The sequence below is a fragment of the Mesorhizobium sp. M0833 genome, assembly GCF_040319905.1.
Lineage (GTDB): Bacteria > Pseudomonadota > Alphaproteobacteria > Rhizobiales > Rhizobiaceae > Mesorhizobium.
Genome location: NZ_JAMYOQ010000024.1, coordinates 64,189 through 81,484 on the forward strand (window position 1 = coordinate 64,189; position 17,296 = coordinate 81,484).

Below are 17,296 nucleotides of genomic sequence, written 5' to 3' on the forward strand. Positions count from 1 at the left end.
AAGGCATGGCGAAGAAACCAACGACGACAAGAACGCTCGACAGCGACGTAGCCAGGGAACTCGAAAAGGCACTCGATATCGACCTGAGCGGCGATGCCGGCGGCGACTTCGACATGGCGGCATCCATGGAAGATCTGGAAGCGCAAATATCGCAAGCCGCCGACGAGCTGGCGCGCGAAGGTCGCAGCCAGAACGAACCGCCTGCGCCGGACCAGACCCAGAACGCGGCACCAGCCGCCAATCAAAGCCAGAACGCAAATTCCGCGCCAAAGGCCAGGCCTGCTGAGTTGCGTCCTGTCGCAACGCGCAATGGCTCGCAGCCGGCAGCTTTCTCGCCGGCCAACGACGATCGTCAAAAAGACTATAAAACGCTCCTGCACACCCTCAATCGGCGCGCCTCGAACACGATCTATTGGGTCGTGGCTTTCGTTTCGCTGGCCTGGATCGCCGGCGCTGGCGGCCTTGCGAACCTGTTGTTCGGACCTGGCATCTGGAACATCCGCACCTTCGATCAGTTTTTCGCCCGTCCCGAGCTGATCGGCCTGGCGGTCGCGGCAATCGTGCCCGTCATCCTGTTCTGGGCATTCGCAGTGATGATTCGCCGCGCTCAGGAGATGCGCCTTGCCGCGCAGTCGATGACCGAGGTGGCCTTCCGTCTGGCCGAGCCGGAAAATCTTGCCCAGGATCGCGTCATGATGATCGGCCAAGCGGTTCGCCGCGAGGTGGCAGCCATGGGCGAAGGCATCGAACGCACGCTTGCGCGTGCCGTCGAGCTCGAAACGCTGGTTCACAGCGAGGTGAACCAGATCGAGCGCTCCTATTCAGAGAACGAGTCCCGCATCCGCTCGCTGGTCGATGGGCTGGGCAGCGAGCGCGAAGCAGTCGTCACCCATGCCGAGCGCGTGCGCGCCTCGATCACCGGCGCCCACGAGACACTGAAAGACGAGATCAACGCCGCCAGCGATATCATTCGCGACAGCATTCTCAATGCCTCGACCAAGCTGTCGATGACGATCAACGAATCCGGCGACACGCTGATCGACAGGATCAACGGAAGCTCGATGTCGATCTTCGATTCGGTGGAAGGCCGGCTCGAATCGATCACCGATCGGCTGTCGACGTCGGGCGAGGCTTTCGCGAGCCTGCTCGACACCCGCATCGCCAAGCTGACGGACACCACCGATGGCCTGACGCGGTCGCTGACCGACCTGCTCGACGACCGCACGAGCGGCATGGTGTCGCTGCTCGGCGGCGCCGCCCGCACACTCAATTCGGAATTCGAAGCCAGCCTCAACGGCATCGAGCGGACGCTTGCCGAACGTGGCCAGGCGCTGATCAGCGAGTTCCAGACCCGCGCCGAGGCGCTCGACACCGGTACGCAGAAGCTCAACGCCGCGCTGGAGGCTCGCGCACGCCAGATCAACGAGACGCTGGTCGAGCGCGCGCGCGAAATCGCCCACACCTTCCAGGATAGCAAGGAGACGCTGTCGGCAATGATCGACCAGGGCAAGACCCAGATCGGTGCCGACATGGCCGACATCATTTCATCGACCTCGACCATGCTTGAAGCCCGCGCCGGCGATTTCGCCGGGCGCATGGAAGCGGCACGCCATGTCGTATCGCGTTCGTTCGACACGGACATCCAGCGGCTTGCCGATGCTCGCGCCGGCATAGAGGAAGCCGTCGAAAACCATAGCCGCAAGCTTTCCGAAAGCCGCGACCGGATGGCGGCGGCAATGCAGGCCGATCTGGCGAAATTCGCCGAGGGTCGCGCCGAAATCGACGCAGCGGTGGCCAACCAGGTGCAGAAGCTTGCCGAAGGCCGCAGCCTTATCTCGCGCGCCCTTGAGGAGGATCTGCGCAAGGTCAACGAATCGCGCGCAGCGATCGACGCTTCACTGGGCAGCCATCTCGAAAGCCTTGAAGAGGGTCGCAACAGGCTGGCCCAGGCCCTGAACGAAGACTCCGGAAAACTCGTGCAAGCTCGTACGATAATTGATGAAATGGTTGCCGGGCACGTCGGCAAGCTCGCCGAAGGCCGCAGCATCCTTTCGCGCGCGCTCGAGGCCGACCTCGGCAAGTTGGCAGAAAATCGCGCCGCCATCGACGGCCTCGTCGCCGGTCAGGTCGAAAAGATCGCCGAGGGTCGCGCCATACTCGCCAGTGCGCTGGAAGCCGACATCGCCGGCATCAATGGCCTCATCGAGGCGCATTCGGCGAAATTGGCGCAAGACCGCAGCGGCCTTTCCCAGTCACTCGATAACGACTTGTCCGACATCAGGAGTCTGATCGCTGATCATTCTGGCAGGCTCGCCGATGACCGCAGCCTGCTTTCGAAGACGCTTGAGGACGATCTTGCCAAACTGGCCGAAAGCCGGTCGAGCATCGATGGGCTGGTTGCCGGCCAGGTCGAGAAGCTGGCGGAAGGCCGCGACATCCTTAAGCGCGCGCTTGAATCGGACCTGAACGCGATCAAGGGCGTCATCGCCAGCCAGTCTGAAAAGCTGGCGGAAGACCGTGGCCAGTTGTCACGGGCGCTGGAGAGCGACCTGGAGGCTGTGCGGGGCGTTGTCTCCGATCACATGAACAAGCTTGCCGAAGACCGTTCGACCCTTTCGAAGACACTCGAAGACGATCTCGCCAAGTTGGCCGAAAGCCGCTCGAGCATCGATGTGATGGTTGCCGGCCAGGTCGAAAAGCTGGCAGAGGGCCGCGACATCCTCAAGCGTGCGCTCGAAGCCGATCTGAGCACTGTCAAGGGCGTCATCGCCAGCCAGTCCGAAAAGCTGGCGGAAGACCGTGGTCAGCTGTCGCGGGCACTGGAGACCGATCTCGAGACCGTGCGGGGCGTCGTCTCCGAACATATGAACAAGCTTACCGAAGAGCGTTCGGCCCTCTCGAAAGCGCTCGAGGACGATCTTGCCAGGCTGGCAGAGAGCCGTTCGAGCATCGACGGGCTGGTCGCCGGCCAGGTCGAGAAGCTGGCCGAGGGTCGCGACATCCTCAAGCGCGCCTTGGAAGACGATCTTGCCAAGCTGGCCGAAAGCCGCTCGAGCATCGACGGACTGGTTTCCGGCCAGGTCGAGAAACTGGCCGAAGGCCGCGATATCCTCAAGCGCGCCTTGGAGGCCGATCTCAACACGATCAGGGGCGCCATCGCCGATCAGTCGCAGCTATTGACCGATAATCGCGCGCAGTTTTCGCGTGCGCTAGAAGCCGATCTCGGCAACGTCAACAGCCTTGTCGCAACCCACGCAGAGAAGCTCGTCCAGGACCGCTCGACCCTGTCGAAGGCGCTCGAGGACGATCTCGCCAAGCTGGCCGAAAGCCGTTCGAGCATCGATGGGCTGGTTGCCGGCCAGGTCGAGAAACTGGCGGAAGGCCGCGACATCCTCAGGCGCGCGTTGGAAGCCGACCTGGAGAGGCTTGCAATGAGCCGCAGCGAGGTCGACGAGATCGTCGCCGGTCATGTCGGCAAGCTGAGCGAGGGCCGCGACATGCTGACCCGCGCATTGCAGGACGATCTCTCCAGGCTCGCCGAAACGCGCAAGGATGTCGACCGTTCGCTGTCCGGCCATATCGACCAGATCGCCGCCAGGAGCACCGACATCTCCGATGCAATCGCTGCCGACGTAGAAAAGATCGAGCAGGCGTTCAGCCGGCAGACAGGCATCATCGAGGAGCGCGCCAGCACCATGGAGCGGGCGCTGTCGACGGGTGTCGACAACGTTCGCAGTGTGCTCGAAAGAAGCGCGGTCTTCGTCGCCGGGGCGCTGCGCGAGAAGGTCCTGGAAGTCACCAGCGCGCTGCATGAGCAGGCGGGCGCGGCATTCAGCGATGCCGACCGCAAGATCGCTGAGCGCGCCGAGCAGACCTCGGCTGCCCTGCTCGCCAGGGCGGAGGACATCGCCCGCACCTTTGAAGAGGCGGATCGTCGCCTTGCCGCGCGCGCCGAGGATACGTCGAGCGCACTGATTGCCCGCGTCGACGACACGTCGAACACCTTGCTCGCGCGCGCCCAGGAAACGGCCGATCAGCTGGCAGCCAGAGCAAATGAGATTGCCGGCACCTTCGACGCGGCGGACCACAGGCTTGTCTCTCGCGCCATCGAAACGGCCCAGTCGCTGGCGGCACGTGCCGGCGACATCCTGCGCAATTTCGAAACGGCCGACGAGCGGCTGGGCGTGCGCATCGGCGAATCCGCCGAAGCGCTTGCGGCACGCGCGTCGGATCTAGGTCGCATTTTCGATGCCGCCGACCAGCAACTTATTTCGCGCATTGCCGAAGGCTCCGAAGCACTTTCGGCCCGTGCGTCCGAGATCGGCCGCATCTTCGAGGAGGCGGATCATCGCCTGGTATCGCGTATCGCCGACAGCAGCACCGCCATCGGCGAACATGCCGACACCATTGTCGGCGCCTTCACCAGCACCGAGCAGCGGGTTGCCGAGCGCGCCAGGCAGACTGGCCAGGAACTCGCCGTCCATGCCCGTGAAATCGAGCAGGTGCTTGCCGGTGCCGACGAACGCCTGGCATCGAGTGCGGCTGCCACAGCGGCCCGCGTCGAGGAGCAGGTCGCCGGCGTCGAGAACCGCCTCGCCTACTCCGCCGAGACAATGGGCCAAAAGCTCAACGAGCAGGTCGCGAACGCCGAGGCGCAGTTGGTCTCGCGTGCCAACACGATCGCCGAAACCTTCACCGCGGTCGGCCAGCATATCGGCCAGAGCACCAATGACGCTGCAAAGACCATCGGTGCCAATACTCGCGAGCTCAATACGATGCTTGCGGCACGTTCGGCTGAAATATCGAAAATCCTGGACGAGACGGCACGGCCTCTGGTCGAGCGCTTTGCCCAGGGCGGCTCCGAGCTGCAAAAGAGCATGGAAGAGGTCACAGAACGTGCGACCGAGAAGCTGCGCACTCAAAACGCCGCCCTCGTCGACGCCCTCGCCAGCCGCACGGCCGAAACCCTGTCGGCCGTCGAAGGCGCGCGCTCGACGCTTGCCGACAGCGTTGCCGACCTCATCGGCCGCATGACCACCTCCAGCTCGCAGCTCGGTCAATTGATCGAGCAGGCGGCGGGCAATCTCGGCCAGGTTGAAGAACGCCTGACCGGGAGCACGCAAAGCTTCGCGGCGACCACGGAAAAGACCGCGCAGACCTTCGCCAGTTCGGCGCGCCTGGTCGATTCGAACACGACGCGGCTCACCGAGCTGTCGTCCTCGACCTTGCGCGAGGTTGCTTCTATCGCCACCAAGTTCGACGAGCACAGCCGGTTGCTTTCCAGTGCCTCGGACCTGTTGAGCTCGGCCCAGAGCAATCTCGAGCACACGCTCGAAAGGCAATCGTCGCTGGAGGACCTCGCCGTCGGCCTTGTCAAGAAGTCGGAAGATCTCGAAAGGGTCATGCGCTCGTTCGAGAATCTGGTCGGCCAAACGCTGCAGAACGCCGAAGGCAAGACGCTGGAATCCGCCGACAAGATCCGTACCGCGATTTCCGAAGTGGTCGATTCGGCCACCAAGCGATTTGCCGATGCGACCGAGGAGATGCGGCGTACCGCCGGCTCGATCAAGAGCGAGCTCGACCTCACCCGCGCCGAGCTCAAGAAAGGCGTCATCGAGATGCCGGAAGAGGCAAAGGAATCGACCACGGCTATCCGCCGTGCCGTTTCAGAGCAGATCAACGCGCTGAAGGAACTTTCTGAAATCGTTGCGAAATCTGGCCGTAGCGCCGACAGTTCGGAACAGCGCAACCTGCGTCCGGCGCCGCAAGCGCCTGCCGCACGCGCCGCTGAGCCGCCACGTCGCCCGGCTCCGGCTCCAGAACAGCGCCGTCCCCCGCAGGCGCCTTCGGGCGAGGCGGCGCTGCGCGGCACGCTCGACCTCGAACGTCCCGCAGACCAAGCGCCACGCCAGCGCGACCCCAACGGCCGCACGCCGCAAGGCGGCTGGGTGCGCGACCTCCTGACCGGTGCATCGCGCGAAGACGACGCCAAGCCGGCGGTGCCCGCCGAAGCGCCGCGCCCTGCTCCCGCTGCTCGTTCGCCGCTTCATGTCGTGGAATCGCTGAACTCGCTCTCGGTCGATATCGCGCGCGCCATCGATCACGATGCCTCGATCGAGCTCTGGAACCGCTACCGGCGCGGCGAGCGCGACGTCTTCACGCGCCGACTTTACACGCTGAAGGGCCAGCAGACGTTCGACGAGATCCGCCGCAAATATCAGTCGGAGGCGGAGTTCCGAGCTGCTGTCGATCGTTACTGCGACGATTTCGAAAAGCTGCTCAAGGACGTGTCGCGCAACGACCGCGACAACATCATGGCACAGACCTACCTGACCTCGGATACCGGCAAGGTCTACACGATGCTGGCACACGCCAGCGGCCGCCTTCACTAGAGCGGGCGATAGAGAATAAACGAAAAGGCGGGATTTCCCGCCTTTTTCATGCCGTACTGAATTCCATTGGCGCTGTAGAGTGCCGTGCCAGCAGTTCCGGCCGCGTCAGATCACAGTGTCGGTCCAGCGGACGATTTGCCCGGCCGCATCGCCGAACGCGGCATCGAGCGCGCCGACATAGGCCTGGTTGCCATTGCCCGAAACGGGCGCGATGGCGCTAAACGTCTTCGAAGCGCGCACTTCACCGTTGCGGTCGTTCAACAGGCGCACGAACAGCTCGACCTCGGCATGTTCGCCGCCATCGACACGCACCTCGAACGAGCGGATTTCGACGATCACCTGATAGTCGATCGCCAGCCCCTCGCCTGGCTTGCCGACGCCGGTGAAGCTGCCCGAGCGCTGGAACGTCTCTGCCAGCCGCGCCTGTACGATCATCGGCAGCCGGTCGGCCCATTGCGCGCCCTTGAGATACTGGATCGATCGCGGTGATGGCTTGATGACGATGTTCTGGCTATCCAGCGCCTTGAGCGCCGAAGGCTGGGCGATGAGTATCTGGCGCCGGCTGCGGGCACGCGCTTCCAGCGACGGCGCCGAAAGCTCGAACGTATCCAGCGGCGCCGGTCTGCCGCCCGGCAAGGCTGCGCAGCTTGCAAGCGAAAGCGCCAGCAACATCGCCCCGACCTTAGACCCGCCCGATGTGATGCTGCCTGAACTGATCGACTTCAAACGCGATCCCCCCCGGATCGTGGAAACAATGCGCATCTGCCAGCTATGTTCTTGCGGTGGTCGGGGATCGAAGTCAACGGCGCACCCTGCCGTCGAACTGCCGGACCTCGCCCTCGCCGCCGGACAAGATCCTTTGTGGGTTGCGGCTGAGATCGGTTACCGCCTCTTCGATGCGGTTGATCGAACGGCGGCTGTCCTGGACCAGCGCTTCGACGTTTTGCAGCCCTTGTCCCGAGAACCGCGCCAGATTGTCGGTAATGGTACCGAGACGGGCGTTCAGCGTGTCGGCGACCTGCTTGAACGATTTCAGCGTCGCTCTGGCGTCGGCCATGACGCCGTCGGCCTGGCCGGAGCCGAGCAGTTTGTCGACCTTGGCAAGGATACCGTCGACTCGCACCGAGGCATCGTTGAGGCGTCCTGCGAGTTGGTGCGCGTCTTTGATGGTTTCATCGATGTCGTCGGCTCGGTTGGCGAACTTGTTGGTCACCTTGGCGATGTCGGCGGCAGCCTCGTTGGCGTTTTCGCTGGCCTTCTGGATATTGGCCAGCGCGGTGCGGACCTCAGCCGGATCGATGCCGTCGAGAACGCCGTCGACCTTGGCCAGCGTGCCTTGCGTCTTCTGAGCGAAGTCGTTGATCGAGCCGACCGCCGTGTCGACGTTCTTGATGACCGTGTCGAACTGCTTGCTGGTTTCCTTGAGGTTGGAAGTGACCGTGTCGACGTTGGCGACGATGCTCTTGATCTGGTCCTTGTCGACGGCGTTGAGTAGTCCTTCCGCCGCCTTCAGGGTGCCGTCGAGCTTGCCCGAAACACCCTTCAGTTCATCCGCCAGCGAGCTGACGCTGGCCAGGAACTTGTCGACGCCGTCCGCATTCCTGGCCAGTGCATCGGAGAAGGTCTGGACATTGTTGACGGTCTGCGTCAGCGGCCCGCGAACATCCTTGGTGAAGCCTTCGAGCTCCGAAAGGACCTTGTCGGCGCGGGTGAAGATGTTCTGCGCCGTCTGCAACAGGTTGGTGACCGCCGACGGGTTGGCAACGATCTCGGCGACGCGGCCTTCCTTTTCCGCCTCGTCGAGGAGTTTTGGCTCCTTGGGGTCGGCGCCCTTGAGCTCGATGTTGGCCTGGCCGGTGAGGCCGGCAAGCCCGATATCGGCCTGCGTCGACTTGGTGATAGGCGTATTCCGGTCTATTTCGGTGTCGGCGATAGCAGCGGTGGGATTGTCGACGTCGATATAGACACGGCGCACGTCGCCGACTTTGACGCCATTGAACAGCACGAAACTGCCACGGCCGAGCCCCGAAGCGGAGCCTGGAATGCGCACGCGCAGCACCGTCGTCTCACCCTTTTCGCCGATTGCCGCCGTCCAATAGACGAAAGCGAAAGCCGCGAGGATCGCGGCCAGGGTGAAAATGCCGACAATGACGTAGTTGGCCCTGGTTTCCATTGCTCACTTATGGCTATGCGCGCGCCGCAAGATCAAGTTGCCGGGCGCGTTTTCCGCGGAAATAGGATTTTACCCAGGGTTCCTCGCTCCTGAGCATGTCGTCGATCGTGCCCTCGACCAGCACTTTCTTGTTGCCAAGCACCGCCACGCGATCGCACGCGGTAAACAGCGTGTCGAGATCATGCGTGACCATATACACGGTCAAATCCATCGTATCGCGCAGCTTGACGACCAATTCGTCGAATTCAGCCGCACTAATTGGATCGAGGCCGGACGTCGGCTCGTCGAGGAAAACGATGTCCGGATCGAGCGCCAGGGCGCGCGCCAAGGCGGCACGCTTGATCATGCCGCCGGAGAGCTCGGAGGGGAATTTCTGCGCCGCCTCCGGCGGCAGTCCGACCAACTCCACCTTAAGCATGGCAAGTTCGTCCATCAGCTTCTTCGGCAAATCGAGATATTCACGCATCGGCACCTGGACGTTTTCGAGGACCGTCAGCGCCGAAAAAAGGGCGCCATGCTGGAACAGCACGCCAAGCCGCATGTCGATGCGAAGGCGCTCCCTTTCGGTTGCCTTCTCGACGTCGACGCCGAACAGTTTGATTGTTCCCGATTGCTTGCGCGTCAAGCCAAGGATGGTGCGCAAGAGAACAGATTTGCCCGCACCGGAGGCACCAACAAAGCCGAGAATCTCCCCGCGCCAGATATCGAGCGACAATTTGTCGAGAACGACCTGGTCGGCGAACGATACGGTGATGTCGTGTGCCGACAGCACGATCTCGTCTTCTTTGACCTTCGTCGCCACCTTGGTCGTGTTTGTGCCCGGCAGCGCCATCTCAGAACTCGATCGCTGCATAGAACATGGCGAAAAGCCCGTCGAGGATAATGACCACGAAGATCGACTTCACCACTGAGGCGGTCACATGCTGGCCGAGCGATTCGGCGCTGCCGCCAACCTTCATGCCCTCGACCGAGGCGATTATGCCGATGATCATGGCCATGAACGGCGCCTTGATCAGGCCCGCAAAGATGGTGCTGAGGTCGATTGCGACACGCAGCCGGTCGATGAACGCTGCCGGTGCAATATCAGAGTAGAGCCACGCAGCCAAAATGCCGCCGCCCAGTGCTGCAAAGTTGGCGATGATCGTCAGGCAAGGCAGCGCGACGACCAGCGCGACCAGCCGCGGAAACACCAGCACGCCGATTGGATTAAGACCGATCACCTTCAGCGCATCGACCTCCTCGCGCATCTTCATCGAGCCGATCTCGGCGGTGATCGCGCTACCGGAGCGGCCGGCGATCATGATCGCCGTCATCAAAACGCCGAGCTCGCGCAGGATCAGCACGCCGACCAGGTCGACGACGAAGATGTCGGCGCCGAAATAACTGAGCTGATAGGCGCCTTGCTGGGCAACGATCGCACCGACGATGGCCGACATCAGCACCACCACCGGTATGGCGCCGACGCCCATGCGATCGATCTGGTTGAAGATCGCCGCCATATTGACGGCATGGCCACGGCCAAGCTTCATCTGAGAGCCGCGTATCGTGGCGCCGAGGATGTTCATTGCGGCCAGGAAATCGTCGCGCATCTCATAGACGCGACGGCCTACCGCCTCGAGCCCCCGAATGATGAAGTTGGACGGCTTTGCCGGACCGGATCCGGGCTCGCGTCGAACCGCATCGCCGACGGCGCCAAGCAGGATCGAGGCAATCTCGCTTTGCCCCTGCATCTTGATCTCGACGCCCTTCTTTTCGAAGCTGCTGACCAGGCGGTCGATCAGCCAAGCGCCGGCAGTGTCCATCTTCTCGATCTGCGACAGATCGAGCGCCAGCGTCTTGAAGCCGCTGCGCTTCTCGATCTTGCGCATCTCGGCATCGACCAACGCTACGGTGCGTGTCGTCCAGCTTCCCGAGAAAGCGCAGCCGAGAACGCCGCCCTCCTCGCCGATCGCGATGCGCGGCTGGTGGTCGGGCTCCTTGGCAGGGCCGCTTGCGTCGCGTTTGCGGATGGTCAACATGGCATCCTGTTTAGCCTGACGGGGCCGAGCTGTCGATTTGCCGACATCCTCCTTGTACACAGCCGGAGCAGAAAAATATGGCGCGTGTCATTTCGGTCGAGGCCGAGCGCTTTCCGATAGCCGGGATCTTTACCATTTCGCGCGGCTCGAAGACCGAAGCGGAGGTGATTTCCTGCGCCATCACCGAAAACGGCCGTACAGGGCGCGGCGAATGTGTTCCTTACAAGCGCTATGGCGAGACCATGGAGGGTGTGCGCGACGCGATCGAGGCGATGCGCAGTGAGATCGCGCACGGCATCAGCCGCATCGCCCTGCTCGGTGCCATGCCTGCCGGCGCGGCACGCAACGCCATCGACTGCGCGCTCTGGGACCTGGAAGCGAAGATCAGCGGAACACCGGTGGCGCATACGATACGAACCGTTCCGTTACGACCGCTTGAGACGGCGTACACATTGTCGCTCGCCGAGCCGGAAGCGATGGCGGCGCAGGCCCGCGCCAACGCCCAGCGCCCGCTGCTCAAGGTCAAGATCGGCGGCGACAACGACATCGCCCGCATCCGCGCAGTGACGGCGGCGGCACCCGACAGCCGTATCATTCTTGATGCCAACGAAGGCTGGACGAACGACAACATCGTAGAAAACCTCGCCTTTGCCGCTGAGCAAGGTATCGCCTTGATCGAACAGCCGCTGCCGGCGGGACATGACGGTATTCTTCGCCACATCGCGCATCCGGTGCCGATCTGCGCCGACGAAAGCGTGCACGAGGCGAAGGATATTGAAGCGCTTGTCGGCGTCTACGACGCCATCAACATCAAGCTCGACAAATCCGGCGGCCTGACCGCAGCGCTCGTGCTTCGCGACCGCGCCCGCGAACTGGGTCTTGGCGTTATGGTCGGCTGCATGGTCGGCACATCGCTTGCGATGGCACCGGCCGTGCTGTTGGCGCAGGATGCCGATTTCGTCGATCTCGACGGTCCGTTGCTGCTAGCCCGCGACCGCGTTCCCGGTCTCGTCTACCAAGGTTCGCTGGTGTCACCGCCCGAGCCGGCGCTGTGGGGCTGAACGCGCCGCAAGTCCGATCAGCGCCAGGCCCGTCAGGGCGATCGGGATCATGGCAAAGAAGCCGTTCGCGCCGAAGCGGTCGTAAAGAGGACCGGAAATCAGCGTCGCCACCGCCATGAAGAAGCCGTTGGAAAAATAGGCGATGCCTTGCGCCGCCCCGGTGCGTTCTTCCACGACGGTCTCACCGATCATCTTTTGCAGGCCGATCAGCACCAGCGCCACCGAAACCGCGTGCAGCGTCTGGATCGCGAAAAACCCGCCAACGCCAAGCCCAAGCGGCCAGATCAAAGGGAAGGCGATCCAGCGCACGATAGCGCCTGTCCCGGCAATCAGCATGATCGACACGACCGAGAAGGAGGCGAAAGCCCGGGTGAAGACGACGAACATGCATATCTCGGCGACGACGCCCCACCCCCACAGCAGCCCGACAACCGAATCGCTGATGCCGATCGACTTCCAGTAGATCGACACGAAGCCGTAGAGAAACGCGTGGCTGGCGGTGATGACGCCGACCCCGGTCGAAAAATAAAGAAAATACGGGTTGAGGAGTTTTGATGCCGATTGCTGGATATCGGCAGCCGAAAGCGGCGAGGCGCGGCGCGGGCGGCCGAGGCGCGGCGCAATCAGCCCGGCGGCTAGCGCGGCGCATAACGACACGAAGATGATCACCGGGACAGCCTGAGCACCGCTCGCCGACAAGATGAAACCGCCGGCGAGATTGGCACAGAGATAGGAGATCGAGCCCCATTTGCGCATGCCGGCGTAGTTCGAGCCGAAGCGGCGAACACCTGAAAGGGCGAGCGAATCGGCAATCGGCGAATGCGGCGTCCAAACGACCGTCAGCGCCAGGGATACGGCAAGTACCATTGCGTAGGTCGGCGGCAGGAGGTAGCCGGCGGACAGGATCAGCGATGCGGCGACCAGCGCAACATAGACATTGGCGCGGTCGCTCGCTTTGTCTGCCAGCGCGGTAAGAAAAGGCGTCGTTGCCACACGCAGGAACATCGGCGCGGCGAGGATCACGGCTATCTGCTCGGCGTGGAACCCCTTGGCCTGCAGCCACAGGGGAAAATACGGCACATGCGTTCCGAGCGGCACGAAGAGCGTGAAGAAGATCAAGCTCATGCGCAGTTCGAAATGGCGTGGCTTGACGAGCTGTTCGGGCGAAAGCGGCGGCAGCGAGGACATTGACAGGCGATCCGTCGGCACGGCATTCAGCCGGGTCGGCCCACCACACCTGCCGCTGCATAACACGGCGAAAAAGTCGATGAAACCGCTGGACTAACCGATTGAAGCGAGAGGGCCGGGTTTTGGTCAAGCCGCCTGGACTGCCCTGCCCTTGATGTCAATCGGCACGAGCACCTCGCCGCCGACCGGAGTCTCCGGCAGGACATGCGCCCAGTGCAAGATCTCCATCCGGCCGTCAAAATGCTCGACCACCGCCGTGCAGCTCTCCACCCAGTCGCCGGTGTTGATGTACTGCACGTCCTCGTAGCTTTCGATCGCGGCATGGTGGATGTGCCCGCAGATCACGCCGTCGACGTGCGAGCGGCGCGCCTCCTCGGTCAGCACCGTCTGGAACGAGCCGATGAAATTCACCGCCTTTTTGACCTTGACCTTGGCCCAGGACGAGAACGACCAGTAAGGCAGGCCGAGCACCTGGCGCAGGCGCGTGATGACGCGGTTGACCAGCATCGCCGCGTCATAGGCGTAGTCGCCGAGATAGGCGAGCCAGCGCGCATTGTGGACGATGGTGTCGAACTGGTCGCCATGAATGACAAGAAGGCGTTTGCCATCGGCGGTCTCGTGGATGGCGCGGTCGGCGACGACAATGCCGCCGAAATGCACGCCCTGGAACTGGCGCGCGAACTCGTCGTGATTGCCGGCGATGTAGGTGATGCTGGCGCCCTTGCGCGCCTTGCGCAGCAATTTCTGGACGACGTCATTGTGGCTCTGCGGCCAATGCCAGCTTCGTCTCAAGCGCCAGCCGTCGACGATGTCGCCGACGAGATAGATGATATCGGCATCGTGATGGCGCAGGAAATCGATCAGGAACTCGGCCTTCGCCGCTTTCGATCCGAGATGGACGTCGGAGATGAACATGCTGCGGAAAGTGCGGGGCTCTGCGCCGGACATCATTTGTCACCGTTGCTTTCGCGTGAGGCTATGCCCCGATTCATGCAACAACCGTATGACGGTTGCGATTGGTCCAGCCATCCGGATAGGTTGCCGCGGCAGTCAGAGGAGAAAATCACCATGGATCTCGGCATTCGCGGCAAGAAGGCCATCGTCTGCGCTTCGAGCAAAGGCTTGGGACGCGGCTGCGCCATGGCACTGGCGGAGGCAGGCTGCGATCTGGTGGTCAATGGCCGCAGCGCCGACGTGCTGGCCAAAACCGCCGCTGAACTGCGGGAGAAATTCGGCGTCAAGGTGACCGAGATCGTCGGCGACATATCCAAGCCCGATGTCCAGAAGGCGCTGCTTGCCGCCTGCCCCGATCCCGACATCCTCGTCAACAACAATGGCGGTCCGCCGTTTCGCGATTTCCGCGCGCTCGACCGCGAAAAGATCCTCGAGGGCGTCACCCAGAACATGGTAACCCCGGTCGAACTGGTTCAGGCCGTGATCGACGGCATGGCGGTGCGCGGCTTCGGCCGCATCGTCAACATCACCTCGCTGTCCGTCTATGTGCCTATCCCCGGCCTCGACCTGTCGTCCGGCGCCCGCGCCGGCCTCACCTCGTTCCTCGCCGGCGTCGCGCGGACGGTGATCGACCGCAATGTGACGATCAACAACATGCTGCCGGGAAAACTCGACACCGACCGGCTGCGCGGCCCGCATGAACCCGGCAGTGTCGAGGATCCGGCGGCCGCTGCCGCGCGCAAGGCGCAAGCAGCGGCCAATGTTCCGGCCAAACGGCTCGGCACGCCGGAGGAATTCGGCCAGATCTGCGCCTTCCTGTGCTCGGTCCATGCCGGCTACCTGACCGGGCAGAACATACCGGTCGACGGCGGCCTCTACGTCAGCGCGTTCTAGTGGTAGAATCCAACCGCTTGGTTACCCTCTGGACGGCGGAAGAACGACCAGTTGCGGTTGTTGGGTTGCGAGCGCCGCATGATGCGATCTGACCTTTCCTGACATTCGCAGAAGGGAGAATTCCTTTGCCAATGCATGCAACCTACCGAGCGAATCCGATACTCGCGATCCCAATTCCCCCCACCAGGATCAGGCTCACGGCCCACACAGTGTCGAGATTGAACCAGCTTTGTGAGATGAACTTGGGTCCGAGCCATCGATAGACGGCAATGGCGATAACACCGCCGCTTACAATCATCGCGGCCGTATGGACCACGGAGACGGCGGCGGCGGTGATCAGATTACCGGCCATGAGCGCGATAGCCGCCTGGTGTCCAACATCGAGATCGCCTGCCTGGCACAGGCCGAGATAAATCGGCACCAGCATCAGTCCGGCGCCATGCGCGGTGGCGGCCGCGAAGGACCACAAGGCCAATTGCGCCGGCGGGATGCGGGCAAGAACACGCGGGTGGCGCCGGTTGATCAGGAGATAGATCCCGGCTGCGATCACAATCAGCCCCGCCGCGATGCGAATCTGTCGTTCCCAGACGATGAGCGTCAGCATCGCGCCGAAGGGCAGCAGGATACCGATCATCGCCACAAAGTGGCCCATTGCCAAAAGGCCGAGCGCCCGAAACAATTCGCCGGCACGTCTGTCCAAAAGGCCGGCCGAAACGGCCAACGGCCAGCCCATGCCAGGATTGATGCCGTGATAAATGCCGCTGGCGACGACGGCCAGCCAGAGACCGGCCGTCGTCCACTCGCTCATCGCTTCATTGACCCGGGCAGTCGGTTACACCGACGGATAGCAGAACGAATCCGTCGAGCAATCGCCGCCTTCCAGACGAATCTGGTGCGAGCGATACCCCTCGGGGAACTCGACATAAAAGTCCTTGTCCAGGGTGATTCCACCGTTCTCGCCGACATTGGCCTTGACCATGGCTGCCGGAATACCATCGCGATAGAACTGATCGTCCCAAGTCGAATACAGGGAGTTGGTCCAGTAAACGCGTTTGCCGTCGCGGCTGATCTCGACCATTTGCGGTCCGCCTCTGTAGTCGCCGCCGCCGGGATGCTTGGCCTTGCGCGTGATGCCGCCAATATGGATGGACCCTGCAAGCTTAGGCTTCATCGGATCGGTCACATCGTATTGGCGCATCTCGCCGGTGCCCCAGCAGGATACGTACAGGAATCGGTCATCGAGCGACAGGTCGATGTCCGTTACTAGCGGCGGCACCGCCTCGAAGCCCTGAAGCAATGGCGGCAGGTCATCCTTGGCGGCTGCCTCGGGCGGGATGGTCGCCGTCTTCTCGCAGTGGAATTTGCCGCCCTCGCGCCACCAGGTCCAGATCGATCCCTCGAGGTTTGTCGTGTCGACGACCACTCCAAGGAAACCGTATTCCTTGACCGGGTCATGGGCGGGGCGGACTTCCAGCGCCATCTGGTGGTTGGCGCCCAGATCGATGGTCTGCACGTTCCTGCGTTCGCGCAAATTCCAGAAATGCACCCGGTGTCCATATTTGTTCGACAGGAGGTCTTCAGGCACGATGCCCTGCTCGAACTGGGGCGGAAGGGCCCACTCGCTTGACACCATGTAGTCGCGTGGCAGGTTCCACCAGAAATCATACTGCTTGTCCTGCGGCCCGCGATCGATCTCGTAGCGCCCGATGACGTCGAACGTCTGGCAATCCATGACGAAGATGCCGGGAGGTCCGTCGGTGCCGTCAGGGCCACCGCCCCCAAGCGTCGAGACATAAATACCTTCCGGACCGCAGTGAATCGTATGAGGCCTGGAATAGCCCGTCTTGGCAAACACTTCTTCTGGCTCGATGACCTTGTGGATCTTGGCCTTGGTCGGTCCGCCCTTGGTGTCGATGACGTAAATGCGCGAAGATCGAATACCGGGAATGATCAGAAAGCGGCGCTCGAGAAACGGGTGACCACTCAGCGGCGAAAGGGCCGAAGAGCACGCGTTCCAGCCGAAATGGTGAAACTCGTCGCCCTTGTTCGGCATTATCACGCTATGGACGACCTTGCCGTAGTCCTTCGACTTCGGGTTTACGTCAACTATAGCTAGTCCATCTGGCTGAGAGAAGTCGGGACTCAACATCAAAGTGTAGGCAAAATTTTCGACTGGCGCCTGCATTGCGAGCTTGGCAGTCGCGTGGAAAGTCGGGTCTGGCCGTACAGTCATTGTCGTCCTCCCTTGGCAGGTTAAGCAGTCCGACCGACAATCAGGGGCACGATCTGTGATGCGTTTGGATGTCCGCCGAAAACGTCGGGGCGCTTTGTTGTTCGCACGCTATTTCGTGCGACTTTTCGAAGAATCTCACGGATTTTGGAGAACTGCAATGTCGACTTGTTTCGCCGCGAGGCCTCTGTGAGCGACGAGCGCCACCAGACATTCGAACTGGGCGGCGTACCTCGCCGCAGCACCCTGCCTATCGCCCCAACATCTCAATGGCAGACCGCACAGGAGGGCGGGCAGGGCTATCGCATATGAGTGATGGCATTGATGAGATAGTCGTCGTTCCAGGCGCATTTCTTGATGCGATGGCTGATGGGGACTTTGGCAGC

The 17,296-nt window shown here is 62.4% G+C and carries 11 protein-coding genes; 3 read left to right on the plus strand and 8 right to left on the minus strand.

All coding sequences use genetic code 11. The features are described 5' to 3' along the window. Positions 1-5: 5 nt before the first annotated feature. The gene (locus NKH98_RS23980; RefSeq protein ID WP_352902250.1) at positions 6-6,392 is read left to right on the plus strand and encodes an apolipoprotein A-IV repeat region-like domain-containing protein; all 6,387 of its coding nucleotides are present in this window, start codon (positions 6-8) and stop codon (positions 6,390-6,392) included. Positions 6,393-6,497: 105 nt separating this feature from the next. Here the strand turns inward: NKH98_RS23980 and NKH98_RS23985 are convergent, their stop codons facing one another. From NKH98_RS23985 to NKH98_RS24000, 4 genes are all read right to left on the minus strand, one after another. Then, positions 6,498-7,064 carry an ABC-type transport auxiliary lipoprotein family protein gene (locus NKH98_RS23985; protein ID WP_352479047.1) on the minus strand — a complete coding sequence of 189 codons (567 nt, stop codon included), beginning with the start codon at positions 7,062-7,064 and terminating at the stop codon, positions 6,498-6,500. A gap of 127 nt (positions 7,065-7,191) precedes the next feature. Next, positions 7,192-8,565 (minus strand): MlaD family protein, encoded by a 1,374-nt coding sequence (locus NKH98_RS23990; protein ID WP_352816443.1) that lies wholly within the window; start codon positions 8,563-8,565, stop codon positions 7,192-7,194. A 13-nt stretch (positions 8,566-8,578) separates the two neighbouring features. Further along, the gene (locus NKH98_RS23995) at positions 8,579-9,397 is read right to left on the minus strand and encodes an ABC transporter ATP-binding protein (RefSeq protein ID WP_254820179.1); all 819 of its coding nucleotides are present in this window, start codon (positions 9,395-9,397) and stop codon (positions 8,579-8,581) included. A gap of 1 nt (position 9,398) precedes the next feature. Next, positions 9,399-10,583, minus strand: a complete 1,185-nt coding sequence (locus NKH98_RS24000) for an ABC transporter permease (protein WP_352902254.1) — start codon at positions 10,581-10,583, stop codon at positions 9,399-9,401. A 77-nt stretch (positions 10,584-10,660) separates the two neighbouring features. Between NKH98_RS24000 and dgcA the strand changes: the two genes are divergently transcribed. Beyond that, positions 10,661-11,644 carry an N-acetyl-D-Glu racemase DgcA gene (gene dgcA, locus NKH98_RS24005; RefSeq protein ID WP_352902257.1) on the plus strand — a complete coding sequence of 328 codons (984 nt, stop codon included), beginning with the start codon at positions 10,661-10,663 and terminating at the stop codon, positions 11,642-11,644. Here the strand turns inward: dgcA and NKH98_RS24010 are convergent. Beyond that, entirely contained in the window at positions 11,615-12,832 is a 1,218-nt protein-coding gene (locus NKH98_RS24010) for an MFS transporter (RefSeq protein WP_352902260.1), read from the minus strand. The genes dgcA and NKH98_RS24010 overlap by 30 nt on opposite strands. Positions 12,833-12,958: 126 nt before the next feature. Next, positions 12,959-13,780, minus strand: a complete 822-nt coding sequence (locus NKH98_RS24015) for a UDP-2,3-diacylglucosamine diphosphatase (protein WP_352902278.1) — start codon at positions 13,778-13,780, stop codon at positions 12,959-12,961. A gap of 120 nt (positions 13,781-13,900) precedes the next feature. On the opposite strand from NKH98_RS24015, the gene NKH98_RS24020 reads away from it, so the two are divergent. Beyond that, positions 13,901-14,680 carry an SDR family oxidoreductase gene (locus NKH98_RS24020; RefSeq protein ID WP_352902262.1) on the plus strand — a complete coding sequence of 260 codons (780 nt, stop codon included), beginning with the start codon at positions 13,901-13,903 and terminating at the stop codon, positions 14,678-14,680. A 142-nt stretch (positions 14,681-14,822) separates the two neighbouring features. Here NKH98_RS24020 and NKH98_RS24025 read toward each other — a convergent pair whose 3' ends face one another. Together NKH98_RS24025 and NKH98_RS24030 are read right to left on the minus strand one after the other, a co-directional pair. Further along, entirely contained in the window at positions 14,823-15,488 is a 666-nt protein-coding gene (locus NKH98_RS24025) for a hypothetical protein (RefSeq protein ID WP_352902264.1), read from the minus strand. Between the two features lie 24 nt (positions 15,489-15,512). Then, on the minus strand, positions 15,513-16,913 hold the full coding sequence (locus tag NKH98_RS24030; RefSeq protein ID WP_352902267.1) for a selenium-binding protein SBP56-related protein: 1,401 nt from the start codon (positions 16,911-16,913) through the stop codon (positions 15,513-15,515). Between the last annotated feature and the right edge of the window lie 383 nt (positions 16,914-17,296).

Bases quoted from the DNA above. Each gene is read 5' to 3' on its own strand.
- NKH98_RS23995 (WP_254820179.1), bottom strand. From the start codon at position 9,397: ATGGCGCTGCCGGGCACAAACACGACCAAGGTGGCGACGAAGGTCAAA.
- NKH98_RS23990 (WP_352816443.1), bottom strand. From the start codon at position 8,565: ATGGAAACCAGGGCCAACTACGTCATTGTCGGCATTTTCACCCTGGCC.
- NKH98_RS24020 (WP_352902262.1), top strand. From the start codon at position 13,901: ATGGATCTCGGCATTCGCGGCAAGAAGGCCATCGTCTGCGCTTCGAGC.
- NKH98_RS24025 (WP_352902264.1), bottom strand. From the start codon at position 15,488: ATGAGCGAGTGGACGACGGCCGGTCTCTGGCTGGCCGTCGTCGCCAGC.
- NKH98_RS24010 (WP_352902260.1), bottom strand. From the start codon at position 12,832: ATGTCCTCGCTGCCGCCGCTTTCGCCCGAACAGCTCGTCAAGCCACGC.
- NKH98_RS23985 (WP_352479047.1), bottom strand. From the start codon at position 7,064: ATGTTGCTGGCGCTTTCGCTTGCAAGCTGCGCAGCCTTGCCGGGCGGC.
- NKH98_RS23980 (WP_352902250.1), top strand. From the start codon at position 6: ATGGCGAAGAAACCAACGACGACAAGAACGCTCGACAGCGACGTAGCC.
- NKH98_RS24015 (WP_352902278.1), bottom strand. From the start codon at position 13,780: ATGTCCGGCGCAGAGCCCCGCACTTTCCGCAGCATGTTCATCTCCGAC.
- NKH98_RS24000 (WP_352902254.1), bottom strand. From the start codon at position 10,583: ATGTTGACCATCCGCAAACGCGACGCAAGCGGCCCTGCCAAGGAGCCC.
- dgcA (WP_352902257.1), top strand. From the start codon at position 10,661: ATGGCGCGTGTCATTTCGGTCGAGGCCGAGCGCTTTCCGATAGCCGGG.
- NKH98_RS24030 (WP_352902267.1), bottom strand. From the start codon at position 16,913: ATGACTGTACGGCCAGACCCGACTTTCCACGCGACTGCCAAGCTCGCA.